This is a genomic window from Xanthobacteraceae bacterium (assembly GCA_019454205.1).
GTDB lineage: Bacteria > Pseudomonadota > Alphaproteobacteria > Rhizobiales > Xanthobacteraceae.
The window spans coordinates 2,887,754-2,909,032 of record CP075369.1 but is presented as its reverse complement, the minus strand read 5'-3'; the positions used below and the strand labels follow the sequence as shown (position 1 = coordinate 2,909,032).

Below are 21,279 nucleotides of genomic sequence, written 5' to 3'. Positions count from 1 at the left end.
ACGTGAAACACGCCTTTGACGAGTCTTCGATCCGCGCTAGAGGACTCGGCCTATGCAGACATTCGACGTCATCGTTGTGGGAGGCGGGCACGCCGGCTCTGAAGCCGCGAGCGCTTCCGCGCGCATGGGTGCGAAGACCGCGTTGGTCACGCACAAGTTCGCAACCATCGGCGCGATGTCCTGCAATCCTGCGATCGGCGGTTTGGGCAAAGGCCACCTCGTTCGCGAAGTGGATGCACTCGACGGGCTGATGGGTCGCGTCGCGGATGCGGCAGGTATTCAGTTTCGCGTTCTGAACAAACGCAAAGGGCCTGCCGTGCGTGGTCCTCGTGCGCAGGCGGACCGCAAGCTCTATGCGGCGGCGATGCAGCGCGCGTTATCCACGCAGGACAATCTCACTATCATCGAAGGCGAGGCCGACGACCTCGTTCTTGTGAGCGGAAAGATCGGGGGCGTGCGCCTTGCGGATGGCCGCGAGATCGCCTGCGGTGCGGTGGTGCTCACCACCGGCACGTTTTTGCGTGGCCTCATCCATATCGGCGAGCAACAAATCCCTGCGGGCCGCGCCGGCGAGGCGCCCGCGCTCGGACTTTCGAAAACGCTCTCTGCTTTCGACATCACGCTTGCGCGGCTAAAGACCGGCACGCCGCCGCGGCTCAATGGCAAAACCATCGACTGGAAGTTGCTGGAGATGCAGCCCGGCGACAATCCGCCGGAGCCGTTCTCGATGCTGACGGCGCGCATCGAAAACCGTCAGGTCGAATGCGGAATCACCCGCACGACCGAAGCAACGCACCGGGTTATTCGCGACAACATCCATCGCTCGGCGATGTATTCGGGACGCATCGAAAGCCGCGGCCCGCGCTACTGCCCGTCGATCGAAGACAAGATCGTGCGCTTCGGCGAGCGCGACGGGCACCAGATCTTCCTGGAGCCGGAAGGACTCGACGACGACACCGTCTATCCGAACGGCATTTCCACTTCGCTTCCCGAAGACGTGCAGCAGGCCTTGCTCGCGACCATTCCGGGCCTCGAAAAGGTGGTCATGAAGCGCGCGGGCTACGCGATTGAATACGACCATGTCGATCCGCGCGAACTCACCGCATCGCTTGAGACGAAGAAAATCCCGGGGTTGTTTCTCGCCGGCCAGATCAACGGCACCACCGGCTACGAAGAAGCGGCGGCACAGGGTCTGGTCGCAGGTCTCAATGCAGCGCGGCGCGCGGGTGGAGGCGACGCCATCACGTTCGACCGCGCGGAAGCTTATCTCGGCGTGATGATCGACGACCTGATTACGAGGGGAGTCACGGAGCCGTACCGGATGTTCACGTCGCGCGCCGAATACCGGCTTGCGCTGCGTGCCGACAATGCGGACCAGCGGCTGACGGCAAAGGGCATCGCGATTGGCTGCGTCGGTACCGAGCGCGCCGATGCGTTCGGGAAGAAACTCTCCGCACTGGAGGCCGCGCGCGCGGAAGCAAACTCGGTATCGGTGACGCCGAACGAAGCCGATCGATTCGGTATCGTTCTGAACCGCGACGGACAACGGCGCACGGCCTTCGACCTGTTGTCCTATCCGAACATTACCAGTGCGCAGGTCGCGAAAATCTGGCCGGGCCTCGCGGTGCTCGAACCCGCCATCGCGGAACAGCTTGAGATCGATGCGAAGTATTCGGTCTATCTCGACCGCCAGCGCGAGGACGCCGACCGCTTCCGCCGCGACGAGGCAATGGCATTGCCGGAGGCGATGGACTTCGACGCCATCCCCGGCCTCTCGAACGAGCTTCGCGCGAAGCTCCACACGGTGCGTCCGCGCACGCTCGGCCATGCGAACCGCATCGAAGGCATGACGCCGGCGGCGCTCGGCCTGCTCGCGCTTCATGCACGCCGCAAGGCCGGATGACTGAAGAGAAAAATCTCGCGAAGGATCGCGAGGCCGCGCTTCGGCTCACGCCCGTTTCACGTGAAACACAGGAACGGCTGGAGCGCTTCGCCGAACATTTCCTGAAATGGCAGCGCGTGGTGCAGCTCGTCGCGCCTTCGACGCTCGATACGCTCTGGACGCGGCACATCGCGGACAGCCTGCAGCTGCTGCCCTACATCGAAGACGCGAAAGAAATTGTGGATGTCGGCAGCGGCGGCGGCTTTCCGGGGCTCGTGCTCGCCATCGCCGCGCCGGACAAAAAATTTCATCTCGTCGAGAGCGACACGCGCAAGGCTTCGTTCCTTCGCGAGGCCGCGCGCATCTCGAATGCGTCCGCGGACGTTTATGCGGAAAGGGTCGAGTCGGTAGCGAAACGGATAGCCACACGAATTCACAGGATCACCGCGCGCGCTTTCGCGCCATTGCCTAAGTTGCTGGAGCTATCGGAAGAGTTTCTGAAAGCGGGTGCAAAGGGCGTATTCCTCAAGTCCCAAGATATAGATGAAGAATTGACTACAGCCGCTAAATCTTGGAACGTTAAGCATCACTTAAGAAACAGCCTGACCGATCCGCGTGGTAGAATCCTCCTGATCGACAAGGCAGAGCGGCGCTAGCGCGCCAACGGATGCGGCCATGACCACACTCACTCGTCCCCGGGTACTTTCCCTCGCCAACCAGAAGGGCGGGGTCGGCAAGACCACGACCGCTATCAACCTCGGCACGGCGCTGGCCGCCATCGGCGAGCGGGTGCTGATCGTGGACCTCGATCCGCAGGGCAACGCCTCCACCGGCCTCGGCATCGACCGCAAGGCGCGGACCCGCTCGACCTTCGACGTGCTGGTCGGCGACGCGCAGATGTCCGAGATCATTTTGCAGACCGCGGTGCCCGGCCTGCACATCGCGCCGTCCACGCTCGACCTCTCCGGCCTCGAACTTTCGCTGGCGACGGCGCGCGACCGTGCGCACCGGCTGCGGAACGCGATAGGAAAACTTTCCCGTCCCAGCGTCGGCGCGGACGGCAAGCTCGCCGGTGACGGGTACTCTTATATTCTCGTCGACTGCCCGCCTTCGCTGAACCTGCTCACCATCAACGCCATGTCAGCGTCCGACGCAGTGCTGGTTCCGTTGCAATGCGAGTTCTTCGCGCTCGAAGGCCTGTCGCAACTCCTGAAGACGGTTGAGCAGGTGAAGGTGAACCTTAATCCCTCGCTCACCATCCACGGCGTCGTGCTCACCATGTACGATGCGCGCAACAATCTCTCCGACCAGGTGGTCGCGGACGTGCGCCAGTTCATGGGCAAGAAAGTTTTCGACACCGTGATCCCGCGCAACGTGCGCGTCTCGGAAGCGCCGTCCTACGGCAAGCCGGTGTTGCTCTACGACCTTAAGTGCGTCGGCAGTCAGGCGTACCTGAAACTCGCATCCGAAATCGTGCAGCGCGAACGTGCGCTGGCGGCCGCGTAAGCAAGTGACGCGGGAACAGCGGTAATGGCGATGGCGGAAGAACGCTCCCGGTTAGGACGTGGACTTGCGGCGCTGATCGGCGATGTCGGCGACGAGTCGGCCGCGATCGAACGCGCGCGCGGACAGAAGCGCGTTCCCATCGAATTCCTGAAGCCGAGCGCGAAGAACCCGCGCAAGCAGTTCGACTCGGAAGAACTCGACAATCTCTCCGCCTCGATCCGCGAGAAGGGAATCCTGCAGCCGATCCTGGTTCGTCCGGTCAGCGGCAAGAAAGACCAATACGAGATCGTCGCCGGCGAGCGGCGCTGGCGGGCGGCGCAGCGCGCTGGCGTGCATGACGTTCCGGTCACGCTCCTTGAAATCAACGACAAGGAAGCGCTCGAAATCGCCATCGTCGAGAACGTGCAGCGTTCCGACCTCAACCCGCTGGAAGAAGCGGCGGGTTACGAGAACCTGATCGAGCAATTCCACTACAGCCAGAACGATCTTGCGAAGGTGGTCGGCAAGAGCCGCAGCCACATTGCGAATACGATCCGGCTTCTGAAATTGCCGTCGAGCGTGAAAAAATATCTCTCCGAGGGCAAGCTGACCGCGGGCCATGCGCGCGCGCTGCTCACCCACGACAATCCGGAGAAGATGGCGAAGGCCATCGTCGAAGGCGGCATGAATGTTCGCGACGTCGAGGCGCTGACGCCGGAACGCTCCAGCACGAAGGCCAAGTCGGCGAAGTCGAAGGCATCGAAGACTGCGGACGTGCGCGCGCTGGAGCGCAAGCTGACCGATCATCTCGGCCTGTCGGTCGCGATCAACAATCGCGGTTCGCGCGGCGACATCAAGATCAATTACAAGACGCTGGAACAGCTCGACGCGATCTGCCGCAAGCTCGGCGTCCGCTCGTAGCTTCAGAAGTCCTTTATTTTCAGGCTGAATCGCGCGGCTAGGCGGCGCGCGATTTTCCGCGTTCGGCAAGCGAGAGGATCGCACGCTCGACGATGCTGTCGGAGAGGTGCGCGGAGCGGCGGCTTTCCAGTTCGGCTTCGCCGAGCGCAACCAGCACCTTCTCCAGCGGGAGCGAACCGAAGCGCTTCAGCGCGCGCTTATAGGCGTCCGAGCGGCGAAAAAACACGCGCGCGCGTTTCAGGAGTTCGTCGACATTTCGCTCGCCTGCTTCCATCTGTAGCGCGATGCGATGCAGTTGCGAGACATGGCGGATCGCGGCGTTGAGCAACGAACCGGCGGAAGTGCCCGCTTCGCGCGCGCGGGCAAGCGCGCGGAGTGCGGCCTTTGCGTCGCCGGCGGCCGCGGCATCGACCACGTCGTCGATGGCGAGTGCGGAAGCGTCCGCCACGACCGCGCGCACATCGTCGAGTGTGATGCGGTTTGCGTCGCCTACATAAAAGATGAGTTTCTCGATCTCCGCGCGGGTCGCCAGCCTGTCGGCGCCGACAAGGCTCAGCAGCGTTTCGCGCGCATCGCGGTCGATGGCTTTTCCTTCACGCAGGAGCGAGCTGTCGATCAATGCGCCGAGCTGGCGCGCGTCGTCTTCGTAGCAGGGGATGACCGCGCATTTCGGTGAGGCTTCGCATAGCGAACGGAGCGGCGCGTTCTTCGCGAGGTCGCCCCCTTCGATCAGTACGAATGTTTCGGAGGGCACATCAGCGAACAGCGCTTTCAGCGAATCGGCGAACGAGCGCGAACCGGCGCGGACATGCAGCGCGCGCTTGCCGCCGAACAGGCCGATGCTGCGGGTCTCGTCCGCGAGCCGTCCGGGATCGGAAGCGAGCGCATCGCCTTCCAGCACGACGACCTCGCTGTCCTTGCCGAAGTTGGCACGCACGCTCGCGAGCAGCGTTTGCACGCGCTCGCTGACCAGCCCGCGGTTCGGGCCATAGATCAGCGCCACCGGATAACGCGGGTCGGGATCCTGGCAGAAGGTGTCGAGTTCGTTGGAGCGCAGCGCGACCATCGAACCGATTGTATCAGGTGCGGGTCAGGAAATAAGAGGCGAGGCGCGAGCGGATCTGCTCGGCGACGATCTTCGCCGCGCGGTTCTGCGCATCGCGGAGCGCGCGCACGGCGGCGAAGCGCTGCTGCGAGCGGTCGATGGTGACGCGGGCGAGCGCCTTCTCGGTCAGCAGGATGCGGTTGTTGTTGGTGGAGTCGCGCAGCTGGTACTGCACGTCGAGGGAAATGATCTCGGAGAGCGCGCGGCCGGAGACGACATCGACCTGCGGAATCTGGCTGCCGGAGGTCAGCACCATCACCAGCTTGTAGGGCGCGCCTTTCGGATTGCCCTCGCCGCCGGTCAGTTCGAAGATCAGGTCGTTGCGCAGTTCCTGTCCGAGGCGGCCTTTGATCTCGACCACCTCGACGTCGCGGAGGGCATCGCGCAGCGACGGGCCGGTGCCGATCAGGGTCGATTGGCCGTACATGGGCTGGAAGCAGCCGGCGAGCGTGCCCGCCAGCAGGGCGAGCGCCGCGAAGCGGGCCAGAACCTTGGATTTCGTCAGGTTACGCAACGACATTCACAATTCTCTGCGGAACCACGACGATCCGCTTCGGGGACTTTCCGCCAAGGGCCGACTGTACCGCATCCAAAGCTAACACGGCCTTTTCGACTTCCGCGGGGGCGGCATCGCGGGAAACCGTGACATCCGCCCGTTTCTTGCCGTTGATCTGGACGGGGAGGGTGATGGTGTCCTCCACCAGAAGCCCCGCCTCGACCGCCGGCCAAGGCTGTTCCGCGATGAGATTTTGATGTCCCAGCGCCGCCCAGCACTCCTCCGCCAGATGCGGCATCATCGGGGCGGAAATACGGATGAGGATTTCGGCCGCTTCCCGGAACGCCCAGGCCATGTCGGGCGAGGGGTTCTTGTTCGCGTCCGCCGCGGTGCCGATGGCGTTCGCGGCCTCGTAGATGTGCGCGACGCAACGGTTGAAGCGCAGCTTCTCGATGTCTTCGCCGACGCGGGCGAGCGCCTGATGCGCGGCCTTGCGAACGGAAGTCGCGGCGTCTGAAAACTGCGCGGGCTTTGTGGTGCCCGGCTTCGCGCCGATGGCGGCAAGTTCGTTCGCGATACGATACAGCCGCTGCACGAAGCGCGATGCACCCTGCACGCGATCTTCGGTCCATTCCACGTCGCGCTCTGGCGGCGAGTCGGAAAGCATGAACCAGCGCGCGACATCGGCGCCGTAGGTTTCCATGATGTCGTCGGGATCGACGGTGTTGCGCTTCGACTTCGACATCTTCTCGATCGGGCCGATGGTGACCGGCTCGCCGTCCGAGAGCAGCACGGCCTTGCGCTTGTCGCCGTCGAGTTCGATTTTCACTTCAGCGGGCGAAACGAAGGTGCCGTCCTTCTTCTGGTACGTCTCGTGGACGACCATGCCCTGCGTGAACAGCCCCTTGAACGGCTCGTCGATGTTCGCGTGATGGGTCTTCTTCATCGCGCGCGTGAAGAAGCGCGAGTAGAGCAAATGCAAAATCGCGTGCTCGACGCCGCCGATATACTGATCGACAGGCATCCAGTGTTGCGCGGCCTTGAGGTCGGTCGGCGTCGGCGCGTCGGGCGCGGTGAAGCGCAGGAAGTACCAGGACGAATCGACGAAGGTGTCCATCGTGTCGGTCTCGCGCCGCGCGCTGCCGCCGCATTGCGGGCATGACACTTTCGTCCACGTCGGATGACGGTCGAGCGGATTGCCGGGACGGTCGAACTCGATGTCTTCGGGGAGTGTGACGGGAAGGTTCGCGTCCTTCTCCGGCACGACACCGCACTTCTCGCAGTGGATCACCGGGATCGGGCAGCCCCAGTAGCGCTGGCGCGAAATGCCCCAGTCGCGAAGGCGGAACTGCACGCGGCGCTGCGCGACGGGACGGTTGCCGATGCTTTGCTTTTCGAGCCTGCCCGCGACTTCCTGCTTCGCCTGTTCGACGGTCATGCCGTCGAGGAAGCGCGAGTTCGCGATCCTGCCGTCCTCGACATATGCCTCGTCGCCGACTTTGAAAGTTGCAGGATCGCTGCCTTCCGGCACGACCACGGGAAGCACGGGAAGCCCGTATTTACGGGCGAAATCGAGGTCGCGCTGGTCGTGCGCGGGACAGCCGAAGATCGCGCCCGTGCCGTAATCCATCAGCACGAAGTTTGCGATGTAAACGGGAAGCTGCCACGTCTCGTCGAACGGATGCTTCGCGCGAAGGCCGGTGTCGAAGCCGAGCTTCTCGGCCTTGTCGATTGCTTCCTGCGCGGTGCCGATCTTCTTGCACTCGTCGATGAACGCGACCGCTTTCGGGTCGCGTGCCGCAATCGCCTTGGCAATCGGATGATCGGGCGAGATCGCAACGAAGCTCGCGCCGAACAACGTGTCGTGGCGCGTGGTGAAGACTTCGACTTCGGAGAATTCGCCTTCGGGCTTCGTCAGCATGAAGCGGCACAGCAGTCCTTCCGAACGGCCGATCCAGTTCTTCTGCATGAGCCGGACTTTTTCAGGCCAGCGATCCAGCGTATCGAGCGCGTCGAGAAGTTCTTGCGAGTAATCAGTGATTTTAAAGAACCACTGCGTCAGCTCGCGCTGTTCTACTTCCGCACCGGAGCGCCAGCCCTTGCCGTCGATGACCTGCTCGTTGGCGAGCACTGTCATGTCGACCGGGTCCCAGTTCACTTTGGAAATCTTGCGCTCGACGAGTCCCGCTTTCCAGAAATCCAGAAACATCTTCTGCTGGTGGCGGTAATAGCTCGGATCGCAGGTCGCGATTTCACGGCTCCAGTCAAGGGACAGGCCCATCGACTTGAGCTGCTTCTTCATGGTGTCGATGTTTTCGTAGGTCCACTTTTTCGGGTGAACCTTGTTCTGCATCGCCGCGTTCTCGGCCGGCATGCCGAACGCGTCCCAGCCCATCGGATGCAGCACGTTGTGGCCCTTGGCGCGCTTGTAGCGCGCGACCACGTCGCCCATCGTGTAGTTGCGGACGTGACCCATATGGATGCGCCCCGACGGATAGGGGAACATCTCAAGCACGTAATATTTCGGGCGCGGGTCGTCGTTCTTCGTTTTGAAGATTTCGCGCTGGTCCCAGATCTTCTGCCAGCGAGGCTCGGCCTCGCGGGCGTTGTAACGCTCGGCGCTCATTGAATCGGCAGTCTTTCCAGTGTGTTCGGCGCGGACGGAACCACGGAAACGCAATCCGGGTCAACGTCCGGGAGCGTACAGGAACCATAGCCAAATCAAGGGGTTAATCCTTGAAATACAAGGAGAAACGCCATGAACAAGTTCGAAATCAAGGAACACATGGAAGTGCTGGGCTCGGACGGCGAGCATCTCGGCACGGTCGACCATCTGGAAGGCGCGGACAAGATCAAGCTGACGAAGTCCGACGCCGCCGACGGCAAGCACCATTTGATCCCGCTGTCGTGGGTAGAGCGCGTCGATGAACACGTTCACCTGAACAAATCGACGCAGGAAGCGAAGCAGCAATGGAAAGCGGCGGCCTGACACGCCGCACTTCGCATAAACTCAAAGCCCGGCATTTCATTCGGAATGCCGGGCTTCTTTCTGCCGGTCTCGATGCTTGACGGCGCGGCGCGTATCGCGATGCTGGCCGCATGAATGCCGTCAGTGGACTGGAAGAAGTCAGGAAGCAGATCGCGCGCGCGTGCAGAGACGCAGGGCGCGAGAGCGCATCCGTGAACCTGCTCGCGATTTCCAAGACATTCGATGCGCCGGAAATCCTGCCCGTGATCGAAGCGGGGCAGAAGTTGTTTGGCGAAAACCGCGTGCAGGAAGCGAAGGGCAAGTGGCCCGCGTTGCGCGAGCGCTTTCCCGGCATCGAACTGCATTTGGTAGGCCCGCTGCAATCGAACAAGGTGAAGGAAGCTCTCTCGCTGTTCGACGCAATCCATTCGCTCGACCGGCCGAAGCTTGCCGCCGAGCTTGCAAAAGAAATCCAGAAGACGAGAAAGCCGCCGCTTCTGTTCGTGCAGGTCAATACCGGCGCGGAGCCGCAAAAAGCCGGTGTGTTGCCCGAGCAGGCGGATGCCTTTATCCGCGAATGCCGAGAAGTTTACACGCTTCCCGTCGCGGGCCTCATGTGCATTCCGCCGGTCGAGGAAGCGCCCGCGCCGCATTTTGCCTTGACGAAGAAGATTGCGGAGCGCAACGGGCTGAAGCTGCTCTCGATGGGCATGAGCGCAGACTTTGCCTCCGCCATCGCGCTTGGTGCGACCCATGTACGGGTAGGAAGCGCGATCTTCGGCAGCCGTCCCAGGGCGGCCTGATTTCTCATCGCGTTTTTATGTGGCTTCGCTACGACAGGCAGGCCGTGGACGGGCCACTTGCGATGTGCAGATAATCCCGCGGAAACGGGGCGTTGAGGGCTTTCATGATTGCGTTCAGGGCTGGCGCGTGCGCGGTGCTGGCCGTTTTCTTCGCGGCGTTGTCATCGAATGACGCGAAAGCAGCGGGCACCGCTTACAACGTCGATACGTCCGAAGTGGCAGACGGCTGCAAGCTCGAAGCATGGACGTCTCTCGCGCGAAACCGCGACATGCTCGCGTCGTTCAGTCCATCCTGTTCGCTCGCGCTGTATCGTCCGACCGAGTTTGCCGTGCAGTTCGACCGTACGCGCGCCGACGGTGAATATGCGAGCGCGTTTACGCCCAAGATCAAGGTCAAGCTGAAAGACAGCGGCGTTGGTGAGTTCGGTCTTGCCATCACCACGAACGCGACCTTCGATGCCGCGACCGGCGAGAACACGCAGGTCACGGTGCTGGTGCCTGCGACGATGCGCTTTTCCAATGTGGCGCGGTTGAACCTCAACGCAGGCTGGACGCATGACAAGACGCTGGATCGCAATTTCTTCGCTTACGGCGCAGGCATCGACGTGCGCACGCCGGACAACATGTGGATCGTGACCGCGGAAGTGTTCGGCTTTACTGGCAACGGCATCGACATCCCGCCGAGCGTATTGCGTCCGCGCGGACAACTAGGCCTGCGCTGGCGGCCGGTCGAAGCATGGAGTGCGGATATTATTCTTGGGCGTAATCTCGCGGGCGAAAATTCGCGCTGGATTACGTTCGCAACCGCGTATCGCTTCTCGCTCGGCAACTAGACGCGTTCAGTAAATCTCGATCCGGCAATCGCGCGCGAGGAGCGCGAGCAGCTTCTGCAAGTCGCCGCGTTTCAGCGCGACGCAGCCCGCGGTCGGCGTGAATCCCCTGCGCGCGAAATGGATGAACACGGCACTGCCGCGATAAGGCACGCGGGGCCGCGTGTTGTGGTCCAGCTCGACGATCAGATCGTAGAGATGATCGTCGCGCCATAGCCGGTCGGCCGTGCTGCCGGGAGCGAGCTTGACGGGGCGGTTGTAGTTGCGGTCGCGCGGGTCCTCGCACCAGCCATCATTCTTTCCGATTCGGCGAAGGGGGAGTTTCGTGCGTGGACGGGGCATGCGGTCGGGGCGCCACCAGATTCGCAGAAGGCGGAAGCGGCCGCGCGGAGTACCGCCGTCGCCCTCACGTTTATTTGCGAGGATGCCGCCCCGGCCCAGAGCGACCGGAAAAACGTGGTTTCCGGCGCTCAGATGCCCACGCGTGCGGGTTCCCGCCGCCGCCGCGACCCGGATTGTGCCGACTCCGGTGTCCTTCACCACGTTTCCCCGTCTCGTTCCGCCCGCACACAAAAGCGTGTAATGTCAAACTCTTGAATAGCAAGGCGCAGTTCGTTACTCCCGCGCCAACAATAATTGATCACGGGTTCTCAACCGTCATGGCCAGTGCACGCACCCTTGTCATCGTGGATGATGACGCCGAATTGCGCGATACGCTGATTGAACAGCTCGCCCTCCATCAGGAATTCACGACCGAAGCGCTCGACAATGCGCAGGCCGCGATCGAACGCATGAAGAAGGGCCACGTCGACCTTCTCATCATGGATGTCGGGCTGCCCGACATGGACGGCCGCGAGGCGGTCCGCCTCATGCGGAAAAACGGCTTCAAGTCGCCCGTCATCATGCTGACAGGCCACGACACGGATTCCGACACCGTGCTCGGCCTCGAATCCGGCGCCAACGATTATGTCACCAAGCCGTTCAAGTTCGCGGTGCTGCTCGCGCGTATCCGCGCGCAACTGCGCAGCCACGAAGCGAGCGAGGACGCGATCTTCCCGGTCGGCCACTATTCTTTCCGTCCCGGCGCGAAATTGCTGGTGGATGAAAAAGGCAAGAAGACGCGGCTCACGGAAAAGGAAACGGCGATCCTTCGCTACCTGTATCGCGCCGGCAAGACGCCGGTGTCGCGCGAAGTACTGCTCACGGAAGTATGGGGCTACAATTCCGGCGTGACCACGCACACGCTGGAAACGCACATCTATCGTCTGCGCCAGAAGATCGAACTCGATCCTTCGAACGCGGCGCTGCTCGTGACCGAGGCCGGCGGCTACAAGCTGGTGCCGTAACGCTTCATGGCGCTCGACGACGACATCGCCCTCCTGCGCCGAATCCCGACTTTCCGCGCGCTCGGTCCGGATGGACTGCGCGTCATCGCGATCAGTGCGGAGCAGATGCATCTGCGTTCCGGCGACACGTTGTTCGAGGAAGGCGAGCCTGCGGACTGTGCCTATGTCGTTGCAGCAGGCGCAATTCGTTTGCGCAAGGCGGGATCGAAAGCGGACGAGCCGAACATCGTGCGCGCGGGCAGCATGATCGGCGAAATGGCGTTGATGATCGAAACCGACCGGCCCGCACAGGCGACAGCACTGGAGCCGTCTACGCTGATCCGCATTACCCGCGGCGTATTCATGCGCATGCTGGAAGGCGAGCCGAAGGCGGCTGCGTTGTTGCAGCAATTCTTGCGGGAGAGAATCGGCGCAGCGGTGCGCGATCTCGACGTGGTGCTGCCGCGCTTCGAGCAGCCGCTTTCCTGAATCTCAGACCTCGAAGGCCGCGATCACCGGCACGTGGTCGGACGGCTGTTGCCAGCCGCGCGCGGGCCTGAACACTTTCATTTCGCGCGCAGCGCCTTCGAGCGCCGGACTGGCCCAGATGTGGTCGAGCCGGCGGCCTTTGTCAGCGGCGGCCCAGTCGGGCGCGCGATAGCTCCACCAGGTGTAGAGCTTCTGGTCCGCGGGAACGAAGGAGCGCATCACGTCAATCCATTGACCGGCCTTTTGCGCGACACCCATCTTTTCGGTTTCGACCGGCGTGTGACTGACGATCTTCAGCAGCTGCTTGTGGCTCCAGACGTCATGCTCCAAAGGCGCGACGTTCAGGTCGCCGACCAGAATGGAACGCGCGCCGCGCTTCGAATCCTTCGCGATCGAGCAACTAGCCAGTTCGTCGAGGAAGCGCAGCTTGTGCTCGAACTTCTCGTTCAGCTTCGGATCGGGAATATCGCCGCCGGCCGGAACGTAGAAGTTATGAACGGTTAGCGGCTTTGCGAGCTTCGCCTTGCGCTCGAAGGTCACCGAGATATGGCGCGCGTCGTTTTTGCCGCAGAAAAAGTTTCGCGTCTGGTCCTCGAACGGAAGTTTCGAGACGACAGCGACGCCGTGATAGCCCTTCTGGCCGTGGATTGCGACGTGCTCGTAGCCGAGCTTCCTGAACTGATCGGCGGGGAAGAATTCTTCCGGCGTCTTGATTTCCTGCAAGCATAAAACGTCCGGCGCGAAGCGGGTGAGAAACCGTTTCACTTGCGGAAAGCGCAAACGGACGGAATTGATGTTCCAGGTCGCGATCGAAAGCGGCACGAATTATTGCCGGTAGGTCGTGTAGTCGATCACGAACAGCGAAGGGTCGGGGCGTTTCTTGGTGTTAAGGTCGTAGATCGCGACCGTGGTGTCGAGACCCTGCGGATCGGTCACGGTCCACTGCTTCAACTGGTAGTCCTTCGCGCCGAACATCAGCATCAGGCGATGCGTGCCGGCCAGCGCCGACTTCTCGTTGATGACGACTGTGACGAAAAGCTCGTCGCGGAATACGGCAGTGACGTTGCTGTCTTTCAGCAGGTCGATCCGTTCCGCCAGCAGAAAGCGAAGCGGCGTCTGGCCGATGGGATAGAGATCCTGCGTCGCGAGATTGCGGTCACGCACCGCTAGCGACGAGCCGTCGGCGATCAGTTCGATCGGGCTGGGGTCGTCATACTGGAAACGCATGCGCCCCGGCCGTTGTAAGTAAAACTGGCCTTCGGTCTTCGCGCCGTTGGGGCCAACCTGATGGAACTTGCCGCTCAGGATCATCGTCGAATTGAAAAACTTGTTCACGCCTTCGAGCGATGCGCGCTGCGCTTCGTCGAACTGGCCGGCGGGCGCATTCTGGGTCTGTTGTTTCGGGGCCTGCGCGGTTGCGGGCGCGGCGAAACTGAACGCGAGCAGCGCGCCGGAAAGAAGAAGGGTGAGGCTTCTGGAGTTCATGCCGCGATCCGAATCATGCCGCCCGACGTTTCCGCGATTTGTACCTGTAATCTCGTCCCCGGCGGAAGCGCAGGCAGGGCACCGGACATCAAAACTTTTCGTACGCTGACGTAGGGTTCGGATATGGCGATTTGGCGACGTTGCGGGGGCGGTTATTCGCCGCCGCCCGCGAGGATTTCACGTTTTCCGGCGTGGTTCGGGGCGCTGATGACGCCCTCCATTTCCATCCGCTCGATCAGCGTGGCGGCTCGGTTATAGCCGATTTGTAGACGGCGCTGGACGTAGCTGGTCGATGCCTTTTTATCGCGCAGCACGATGGCGACCGCGCGCTCGTAGAGGTCGCCGCCCTCCTCGCCCATGCTGCTCTTGTCGAACACCGCGCCGCCGTCCTCACCTTCCGGCTCGGCGGTGATTTCTTCAAGATATTCCGGCACGCCCTGTTCTTTCAGGTGGCGTACCACGCGCTCGACCTCGGCGTCGGAGACGAACGGGCCGTGCACGCGCGACACGCGCGAGCCGCCGGCCATGTAGAGCATGTCGCCCTGACCGAGCAGTTGTTCCGCGCCCTGCTCGTTCAGGATGGTGCGGCTATCGATCTTCGACGACACCTGGAAGGAGATACGGGTCGGGAAGTTGGCCTTGATGGTGCCGGTGATGACGTCGACCGAAGGGCGCTGCGTCGCCATGAGCAAATGGATGCCAGCCGCGCGCGCCATCTGCGCGAGGCGCTGGATCGCGCCTTCGATGTCCTTGCCCGCGACCATCATCAGGTCGGCCATTTCGTCGACCACGACGACGATGTAGGGCAGCGGTTCGAGCGACATTTCCTCGGTTTCGTAGATCGCTTCGCCGGTCTCGCGGTCGAAGCCGGTCTGCACCGTGCGTTTGATGGTCTTGCCCTTCGCCGCAGCGTCCGCGACCGATTCGTTGAAGCCGTCGATGGAGCGCACGCCGAGCTTCGACATCTTCTTGTAGCGGTCTTCCATTTCGCGCACGGCCCATTTCAGCGCGATCACAGCCTTGCGCGGGTCGGTCACGACCGGCGAGAGCAAATGCGGAATGCCGTCATAGACGGAGAGTTCGAGCATCTTCGGGTCGACCATGATCAGACGGCATTCTTCCGGGCGCAGCCGGTAGAGCAGCGAAAGGATCATGGTGTTGATCGCGACCGATTTGCCGGAGCCGGTAGTGCCCGCGATCAGCAAATGCGGCATGCGCGCCAGATCGACGATCACCGGCTCGCCGCCGATGGTCTTGCCGAGACAGATCGGAAGTTTCGCGGGCGTGTCGCGGAAGTCTCTCGATTCGAGTTGCTCGCGCAGGAAAACCTTTTCGCGTTTTGGGTTCGGCAGTTCGATGCCGATTGCGTTCTTGCCGGGAATAACCGCGACACGAGCGGAGACCGCGCTCATCGAGCGCGCGATGTCGTCGGCGAGGCCGATTACGCGCGACGATTTGATGCCGGGCGCAGGTTCGAGTTCGTAGAGCGTAACCACCGGGCCGGGGCGTGCGTTGACGACCTTGCCCTCGACGCCGAAGTCTTCGAGCACGGCTTCGAGGCCGCGCGAGTTTTCCTCCAGCGCCTTGTCGGAAAGCGCCGGCGCGCGCGAGCCGGTATGCGCCGTGAGGAGATCGAAGCCGGGGAGTTTGTGCGAGCCGCGCCGCCGCGGCGCCGACTTCTTGATGGTCGAGGGCCCGCGCGCACGGCGCGGTTCGTCTTCTTCGTCCTCGTATTCGTCTTCCTCATATTCTTCTTCGTTATCGTCGCGCGCGTCGGCGCCGCGGCCCGGCACCAGCGTCGGCTCCTGCCGCTTTCTCGACGGAGTGATTTCCGGATCGCCGGAGAACAACGCGGCAAGGCGTTCGCGCCACGAGCGCTTCACGCGCGGCGGACGGCGGCCCGCAAGTCGCGTGCGCAATGCATAGACCATGTGCGTGATCGCACCGAAGAACGCAGAGATGCGGCCGAAGAAGCCCATGCGCGGAGACGCTGCATCGGCATCGTCTTCTTCACTCTCGTCTTCGTCGGCCGCGACTGACGGTTCGTCGCGGAAGCCCGCACCCATTGCAACGGCAAGCGTGAAAACCATCGGCATTCCGAAGACAAGGCCGAGCAGGATGCGGCTTGCGTTCGCGCTCGACCCGATCACGAGCGCGGGAATCGCAAGCAGGGTTTCGCCGATCGAACCGCCAAGGCCATTCGGAAGCGGCCAGCTTGCCGGCGATTTGAAGCAGGCAAAAAATCCGCAAGCGAGCAGGATGCCGCCGAGCCAGAATGCGATGCGCAGCTTCCAGCGCGGGGCCGCGCGGTGGGTCAGCATCAGCCAGCCCCACACGGCGAGCGGCAGTACGATGGCAAGCGAAGCGAGGCCGAACACCTGCATCGTGAAATCGGCAAAGGCCGCGCCGGGACGGCCGAGCAGGTTCTTCACCTTGCCGTCGATCGCGAAGTTGAAGTTCGGATCCTGTGCCGACCACGTTGCAAGTGCGGCGACGGCGAGCGCGGCGACGCCGATCAGCGCGAGGCCGCGCAGTTCTTCGAGGCGGCGGCGGAACGCGCTCATCACTTCCTCGGGAAACAAATCGGCGCTGCGGGTGGAAGACTGTCGCATGTTCAAATCCGTTACTTCCGGAAACTGGCGAGGCGCGTAAGCGCTTCTTTTGTCGTTTTCACATCGTCGACGAGTGCGACGCGGATATAGCCCGCGCCGGGATTGGCGCCGTCCGCGCCGGTGCGCGCAAGATAGGAACCGGGCACGACTCGCAGCCCCGCTTCGGTCCAGAGCGCACGTGCCGCGGTCTCGTCGTCGCCGATCTCGGAGACGTCGAGCCAAAGGAAGAACCCGCCATCGGGACGGCGGTGGCCGAAACGGCTTCCCAGCAGCTCATCGGCGAGGTCGAACTTCTCGCGATAGAGCTTGCGCGTATCGTCGACGTGATATTCGTCGGAATAGGCGGCGACGCCGACTTCTTGCAGCGGTTCCGGCACTTGCGGCGCTGATACGTTGCGCAGTTCGCCGAAGGCCGTGATGAATTTCTCGTCGCCCGCGGCGAAGCCGCAGCGCAGTCCCGGCAGGTTCGAGCGCTTCGAGAGCGAATTGAAGGCGATCACGTTGTCGAAACGCTCGCCACAGGATTCGAGCGCGCCGGCGGGCTTGTCCTCGCCGAGCCAGATTTCCGAATAACATTCGTCGGCAAAGACGAAGGTACCGGCCTTGCGCGCGCGCGCGATGACTTTCGAGAGCGTTTCGCGCGGCAGCACCGAACCTTGCGGGTTCGCGGGCGAGCAGAGATAGATCGCGAGCGCACGCGCGAGCGTTTCGTCGGAGAGCGCGTCGTAATCGGGAATGAAATTGGTTTCGCGCGTTGCGGGCAGCGCGATCAGTTCGCATCCGGCGGCTTCCGCGCCCGCGCCATAGGCCGGATAGAACGGGTTGGGCACGATCATCGCGGGTTTGCCGCCGCGACTTCCGAGCAGGCGCTTGGCTGCGAGCGCTGCGAGAAAAAGACCCTCGCGGCTGCCGTTCAGCACCAGCACTTCTTTCGTGGGATCGATTGCGCGCGGCAAGCGGTAACGGCGCCCAAGCCAGTTCGCGGCGGCCTGCCGGAAGCGGTCGGTGCCGCGCAGCATCGGGTATTTGCCGAAGCCACTTATATGTGTGGCGAGTACGGGCGCGACGAAACTCGGAACCGGGTGACGCGGTTCGCCGACCGAAAGATTGATCGGTGCTTTTCCTGGCTGCGCCGTGCCGAGCAGTTCGGTCAGCCGCACGAACGGCGAGCGCAAGCTCGCACGCTGATCCCGCCCGGCCAGTTCGCTTCCCGCCATGCCCGCCTCGAAGCCTTCGATTGCAGGCACCGACATTAGGAATCGGCGGTTAAGACGCGTTTAACCATCGGAAGAAGTGCCATGGCGGCAAAGAAAAACCCCGGCTCGCGAGAGCCGGGGTTTCCTTACTTTTGTAAGGAGGGCCGGGATTTCGTCCCGGCCCGCCAGACTTAGTTGTAGGCGCGTTCGCCGTGATCGGTGATGTCCAGACCTTCGCGCTCCTGATCCGGGGTCGGACGCAGGCCGATGGTGAACTTCACGATGTAGAACAGGATCGCGGAACCGATGCCCGACCAGACGATGGTCACGAGCACGCCCTTGATCTGCGCGAGCACCTGGGTCGCCATGTCGTAGTCGGCAACCTTGTTGATCGTGTAGTCGAAGATACCGGTGCCGCCGAGGTACGGGGCGACAACGATGCCCGTGCCGATGGCGCCGACGATACCGCCGACCGCGTGGATGCCGAACACGTCCAGTGCGTCGTCGTACTTGAAGATGTTCTTCACGACGGTGCAGAAGAAGTAGCAGACCACGCCGGCGACGAGGCCGAGTACGAGGACGCCCATCGCGCCGCCGAAACCGGCAGCCGGAGTGACGGCCACGAGACCCGCGACGATGCCGGAGACAAGGCCGAGCAGGCTGGGCTTACCCTTGGTCAGCCATTCCGCGATCACCCATGAGAAGGCGGCCGCAGCGGTGGCAACGAAGGTGTTGACGAAGGCGACGATCGCCGAGCCGGCTGCTTCGAGGTTGGAGCCGGCGTTGAAGCCGAACCAGCCGAACCAGAGCAGCATGGCGCCGATGTAGGTCATCACCAGCGAGTGCGGAGGCATCAGCTCCTTGCCGTAGCCGAGACGCTTGCCGACGATGATCGCACCAACGAGACCGGCGATACCGGAGTTGATGTGAACGACCGTGCCGCCCGCGAAGTCGATCGCGCCGAGCTTGAAGATGAAGCCTGCATCCGCGCCGAGAGCGTCGAGCGCTTCCTGCGCCTTCGCCTTGGCATCGGGAGCAGCCGCGGCAAGAGCCTTCACCGCGTCAACGGTCGCGTCCGGACCAGCCCAGTACCAGACCATGTGCGCCATCGGGAAATAGACGAACGTGACCCAGAGCGGGATGAACACGGCGACCGCCGCGAACTTCATGCGCTCGGCGACCGAGCCGAGCAGGAGGGAGGCGGTGATGGCGGCGAAAGTCGCCTGGAACATCACGAACACCAGTTCCGGAATCGCGACGCGATCCGTGAAGGTGCCGCCGAGGCTTTCCGCGGTTACGCCGGAGAGGAAGGCCTTGGTGAAGCCGCCGATGAATTCGGAACCGCCGGTGAAAGCCAGCGAGTAGCCGTAGATCACCCAGATCAGGATGACGATACAGACCGTGTAACCGATCTGCATGAGCATCGAGAGCATGTTCTTCGAGCGGACGAGACCGCCGTAGAACAGGGCGAGGCCGGGAACGGTCATCACCAGCACGACGATGGTCGCAACCATCATCCAGGTCGTGTCGCCCTTGTTAACCGTCGCGGCCTGCGCAAACGCCGGATCGGCAACGAAGACCGCTGCCGCCAGCGCGAGAAGGCCCGCGCTAATGAGTTTCTTGAACGTCATGGGAGAATTCTCCATCACATAGCTGAGATTGTTACGGGGATCAGAGCGCATCGGCGTTCTGTTCGCCGGTGCGGATCCGCACCGCTTGATCGATCGAGAAGACGAAAATCTTTCCGTCGCCGATCTGGCCGGTCTTGGCGGCCCCGGTGATCGCGTCGATCACCTTCTTCACTTGGTCAGTAGCAACCGCGACTTCGACCTTGAGCTTCGGCAGGAAATTCACCGCGTATTCAGCGCCGCGATAAATCTCGGTGTGACCCTTCTGCCTTCCGTAGCCCTTGACCTCGGTAACGGTCAGTCCGTGTACGCCGATCCCGGTGAGGGCATCGCGCACCTCCTCCAGTTTGAACGGCTTGATGATGGCCATGACGATCTTCATTTGGTTCCTGTCCCCCAGTGGTGCCGGAGACAAGGACTGCCGCCGGACGTGCTGATCGGACTCCGCCCATGGGAAATGGCTCCCGCAGGCGAGTCGGCTGCTCTCTAATCAAGCCTCGTGCCAGACTCGGGTGCAGTGCAGGATTCAGTGGAGTCTCAAGGGTTTGGCTGACTCAAAAACAGGCAGCCCACGGCACTCGCCACGGGGTTGCCGCAAACAGGCGATTTTCCGCCTAAAATGAAGGCATCACGGGAAGGCGTGATTAAAAATAAAGCAGTCAACAAAAACGCGCGGCAAACCAATACCGCGCGTTCTTTTTTCGTCCGATTTGGCCCGAGGCGGCCGGTTCAGGTGTGAACCGACTCGCCGTGCTGCGTGATGTCGAGACCCATCCGCTCATGTTCGTCGCTGACGCGCAGGCCCACGAGCAGATCGATGGCCTTGAGAATCACCCAGGTCGCGACCGCGCACCACACGAAGCAGATCGCGACGCCGATGCACTGGGTCAGAAGCTGCGTAGCGTTGCCTTCCAGCAATCCCTGCTGGCCTTGCGGCAATTCCTTGGTCGCGGTGAATGCGCCGACCGCGAACACGCCCGTCAGGATGGTGCCGAGAATGCCGCCGATGCCGTGGATGCCGAATACGTCGAGCGAGTCGTCGTAGCGCAGACGCTCTTTCAGCCAGGTGCAGGCCCAGAAGCAAAGCAAGCCAGCCACGAGGCCGATGATCACGCCATGCCACGGCAGGATGTAACCCGATGCGGGCGTGATCGTGCCGAGGCCGGCGATGGCACCGGAGATAATACCGAGCACGGACGGTTTTTTCCGCGTCCACCATTCCATGAACATCCAAGCCAGCGCGCCCGCGCAGGCCGCGAGATGGGTAGCGAGGATCGCCATGGTTGCGCGCGAACCCGCGCTCAGCGCCGAACCGCCGTTGAAGCCGAACCAGCCAACCCAAAGAAGTGCGGTGCCGATCACGGCCAGCGTCAGATCGTAGGGCGAAAGATTCTCCGTGCCGTAACCGCGCCGCGCGCCGAGCACATAGGCGGCGACAAGGCCTGCAACGCCGGCATTCAAATGCACGACGATGCCGCCGGCGAAATCCATCACGCCCATGCTTGAGAGAAATCCGCCGCCCCAGATCCAGTGCGCGCTCGGCACGTAGACCACGAAGAACCACGCGATCATGAACAGGATGAAGGCCGAGAAGCGCATCCGGTCCGCGACCGAACCCGCGATCAGCGCGCAGGTGATGACGGCAAACGTCATCTGGTAGGTGGCGAACAACGATTCAGGAATGTTCGACGCGGCCGCATTGACCGATTGCAGCCCTATGCCCGCGAGCAACAGCTTGTCGAGATTGCCGAGCCACGCACCGTCGCCGGAGAAAGTCAGCGAATAGCCGGCGAGGAACCATAGGATGGAGATGAACATCACCGCAGCGAAGCTCTGCGCCATCGTGGCGAGCAGATTCTTCTTGCGCACGAGGCCCGAATAAAAGAGCGCGAGGCCCGGTATCGTCATCAGCAGCACCAGCGCGGTGGCTGCGATCATCCATGCGGTGTCGGCGGCGTTGATGGCGTTGCCTTGCGCGAATGCGGGCGTTGCGGTGAGCGCCGCGCAGGCTGTGGCAGGAATCCAAAAGCGTTTCATGAATAGCCCCCTCGTAA

20 protein-coding genes are annotated in these 21,279 nt (G+C 62.6%); 9 read left to right on the top strand and 11 right to left on the bottom strand.

Translation table 11 applies throughout. From position 1 onward, the window contains the following. Positions 1-52: 52 nt before the first annotated feature. From mnmG to KF794_14720, 4 genes are read left to right on the top strand one after another with little or no spacing between them, the layout of a single operon-like run. Complete coding sequence (mnmG, locus tag KF794_14735) at positions 53-1,903, top strand: tRNA uridine-5-carboxymethylaminomethyl(34) synthesis enzyme MnmG (GenBank protein ID QYK44984.1); 1,851 nt, start codon at positions 53-55, stop codon at positions 1,901-1,903. After that, a complete protein-coding gene (gene rsmG, locus KF794_14730; GenBank protein ID QYK44983.1) occupies positions 1,900-2,538 on the top strand; it encodes a 16S rRNA (guanine(527)-N(7))-methyltransferase RsmG in 639 nt (212 codons plus the stop codon). Before mnmG ends, rsmG begins: the two co-directional genes overlap by 4 nt. A 19-nt stretch (positions 2,539-2,557) precedes the next feature. Beyond that, a complete protein-coding gene (locus KF794_14725; GenBank protein QYK44982.1) occupies positions 2,558-3,388 on the top strand; it encodes a ParA family protein in 831 nt (276 codons plus the stop codon). Positions 3,389-3,418: 30 nt separating this feature from the next. Next, on the top strand, positions 3,419-4,288 hold the full coding sequence (locus tag KF794_14720; GenBank protein QYK46725.1) for a ParB/RepB/Spo0J family partition protein: 870 nt from the start codon (positions 3,419-3,421) through the stop codon (positions 4,286-4,288). Between the two features lie 37 nt (positions 4,289-4,325). On the opposite strand, the gene KF794_14715 is transcribed toward KF794_14720, so the two are convergent. Genes KF794_14715 through leuS form a run of 3 tightly spaced genes read right to left on the bottom strand, consistent with a single transcriptional unit; the run spans position 4,326 to position 8,515 of the window. Next, positions 4,326-5,354, bottom strand: a complete 1,029-nt coding sequence (locus KF794_14715; GenBank protein ID QYK44981.1) for a DNA polymerase III subunit delta — start codon at positions 5,352-5,354, stop codon at positions 4,326-4,328. Positions 5,355-5,367: 13 nt separating this feature from the next. Further along, on the bottom strand, positions 5,368-5,913 hold the full coding sequence (locus tag KF794_14710) for a hypothetical protein (protein QYK44980.1): 546 nt from the start codon (positions 5,911-5,913) through the stop codon (positions 5,368-5,370). Next, entirely contained in the window at positions 5,900-8,515 is a 2,616-nt protein-coding gene (gene leuS, locus KF794_14705) for a leucine--tRNA ligase (GenBank protein QYK44979.1), read from the bottom strand. The genes KF794_14710 and leuS overlap by 14 nt, the downstream gene beginning before the upstream one ends. Before the next feature lie 132 nt (positions 8,516-8,647). Here leuS and KF794_14700 point away from each other — a divergent pair, with 132 nt between their 5' ends. From KF794_14700 to KF794_14690, 3 genes are all read left to right on the top strand, one after another. Beyond that, positions 8,648-8,878 carry a DUF2171 domain-containing protein gene (locus KF794_14700; protein ID QYK44978.1) on the top strand — a complete coding sequence of 77 codons (231 nt, stop codon included), beginning with the start codon at positions 8,648-8,650 and terminating at the stop codon, positions 8,876-8,878. Between the two features lie 110 nt (positions 8,879-8,988). After that, complete coding sequence (locus KF794_14695) at positions 8,989-9,660, top strand: YggS family pyridoxal phosphate-dependent enzyme (GenBank protein QYK44977.1); 672 nt, start codon at positions 8,989-8,991, stop codon at positions 9,658-9,660. A 104-nt stretch (positions 9,661-9,764) separates the two neighbouring features. After that, positions 9,765-10,493, top strand: a complete 729-nt coding sequence (locus KF794_14690) for a hypothetical protein (protein QYK44976.1) — start codon at positions 9,765-9,767, stop codon at positions 10,491-10,493. Positions 10,494-10,499: 6 nt separating this feature from the next. Here the strand turns inward: KF794_14690 and KF794_14685 are convergent, their stop codons facing one another. Next, entirely contained in the window at positions 10,500-11,030 is a 531-nt protein-coding gene (locus KF794_14685) for a L,D-transpeptidase family protein (GenBank protein QYK46724.1), read from the bottom strand. Positions 11,031-11,149: 119 nt separating this feature from the next. Between KF794_14685 and KF794_14680 the strand changes: the two genes are divergently transcribed. Together KF794_14680 and KF794_14675 are read left to right on the top strand one after the other, a co-directional pair. Beyond that, positions 11,150-11,836, top strand: coding sequence for a response regulator transcription factor (locus tag KF794_14680; protein QYK44975.1), 687 nt, complete (start codon positions 11,150-11,152; stop codon positions 11,834-11,836). A 6-nt stretch (positions 11,837-11,842) separates the two neighbouring features. Continuing rightward, positions 11,843-12,304: a Crp/Fnr family transcriptional regulator gene (locus KF794_14675; protein QYK44974.1), complete on the top strand. Its 462-nt coding sequence runs from the start codon at positions 11,843-11,845 to the stop codon at positions 12,302-12,304. A gap of 3 nt (positions 12,305-12,307) precedes the next feature. On the opposite strand, the gene KF794_14670 is transcribed toward KF794_14675, so the two are convergent. From KF794_14670 to KF794_14640, 7 genes are all read right to left on the bottom strand, one after another. Next, positions 12,308-13,126 carry an exodeoxyribonuclease III gene (locus KF794_14670; GenBank protein ID QYK44973.1) on the bottom strand — a complete coding sequence of 273 codons (819 nt, stop codon included), beginning with the start codon at positions 13,124-13,126 and terminating at the stop codon, positions 12,308-12,310. 3 nt (positions 13,127-13,129) lie between these two features. Next, positions 13,130-13,789, bottom strand: coding sequence for an outer-membrane lipoprotein carrier protein LolA (locus tag KF794_14665; protein ID QYK44972.1), 660 nt, complete (start codon positions 13,787-13,789; stop codon positions 13,130-13,132). 152 nt (positions 13,790-13,941) lie between these two features. Further along, positions 13,942-16,401, bottom strand: coding sequence for a DNA translocase FtsK 4TM domain-containing protein (locus KF794_14660; GenBank protein QYK44971.1), 2,460 nt, complete (start codon positions 16,399-16,401; stop codon positions 13,942-13,944). A gap of 11 nt (positions 16,402-16,412) precedes the next feature. After that, on the bottom strand, positions 16,413-17,618 hold the full coding sequence (locus KF794_14655) for an aminotransferase class I/II-fold pyridoxal phosphate-dependent enzyme (protein QYK46723.1): 1,206 nt from the start codon (positions 17,616-17,618) through the stop codon (positions 16,413-16,415). Between the two features lie 170 nt (positions 17,619-17,788). After that, entirely contained in the window at positions 17,789-19,228 is a 1,440-nt protein-coding gene (locus KF794_14650; protein ID QYK44970.1) for an ammonium transporter, read from the bottom strand. A gap of 40 nt (positions 19,229-19,268) precedes the next feature. After that, positions 19,269-19,607 (bottom strand): P-II family nitrogen regulator, encoded by a 339-nt coding sequence (locus KF794_14645; GenBank protein ID QYK44969.1) that lies wholly within the window; start codon positions 19,605-19,607, stop codon positions 19,269-19,271. A 347-nt stretch (positions 19,608-19,954) separates the two neighbouring features. Beyond that, positions 19,955-21,262, bottom strand: a complete 1,308-nt coding sequence (locus KF794_14640; GenBank protein ID QYK44968.1) for an ammonium transporter — start codon at positions 21,260-21,262, stop codon at positions 19,955-19,957. Positions 21,263-21,279 lie beyond the last annotated feature (17 nt).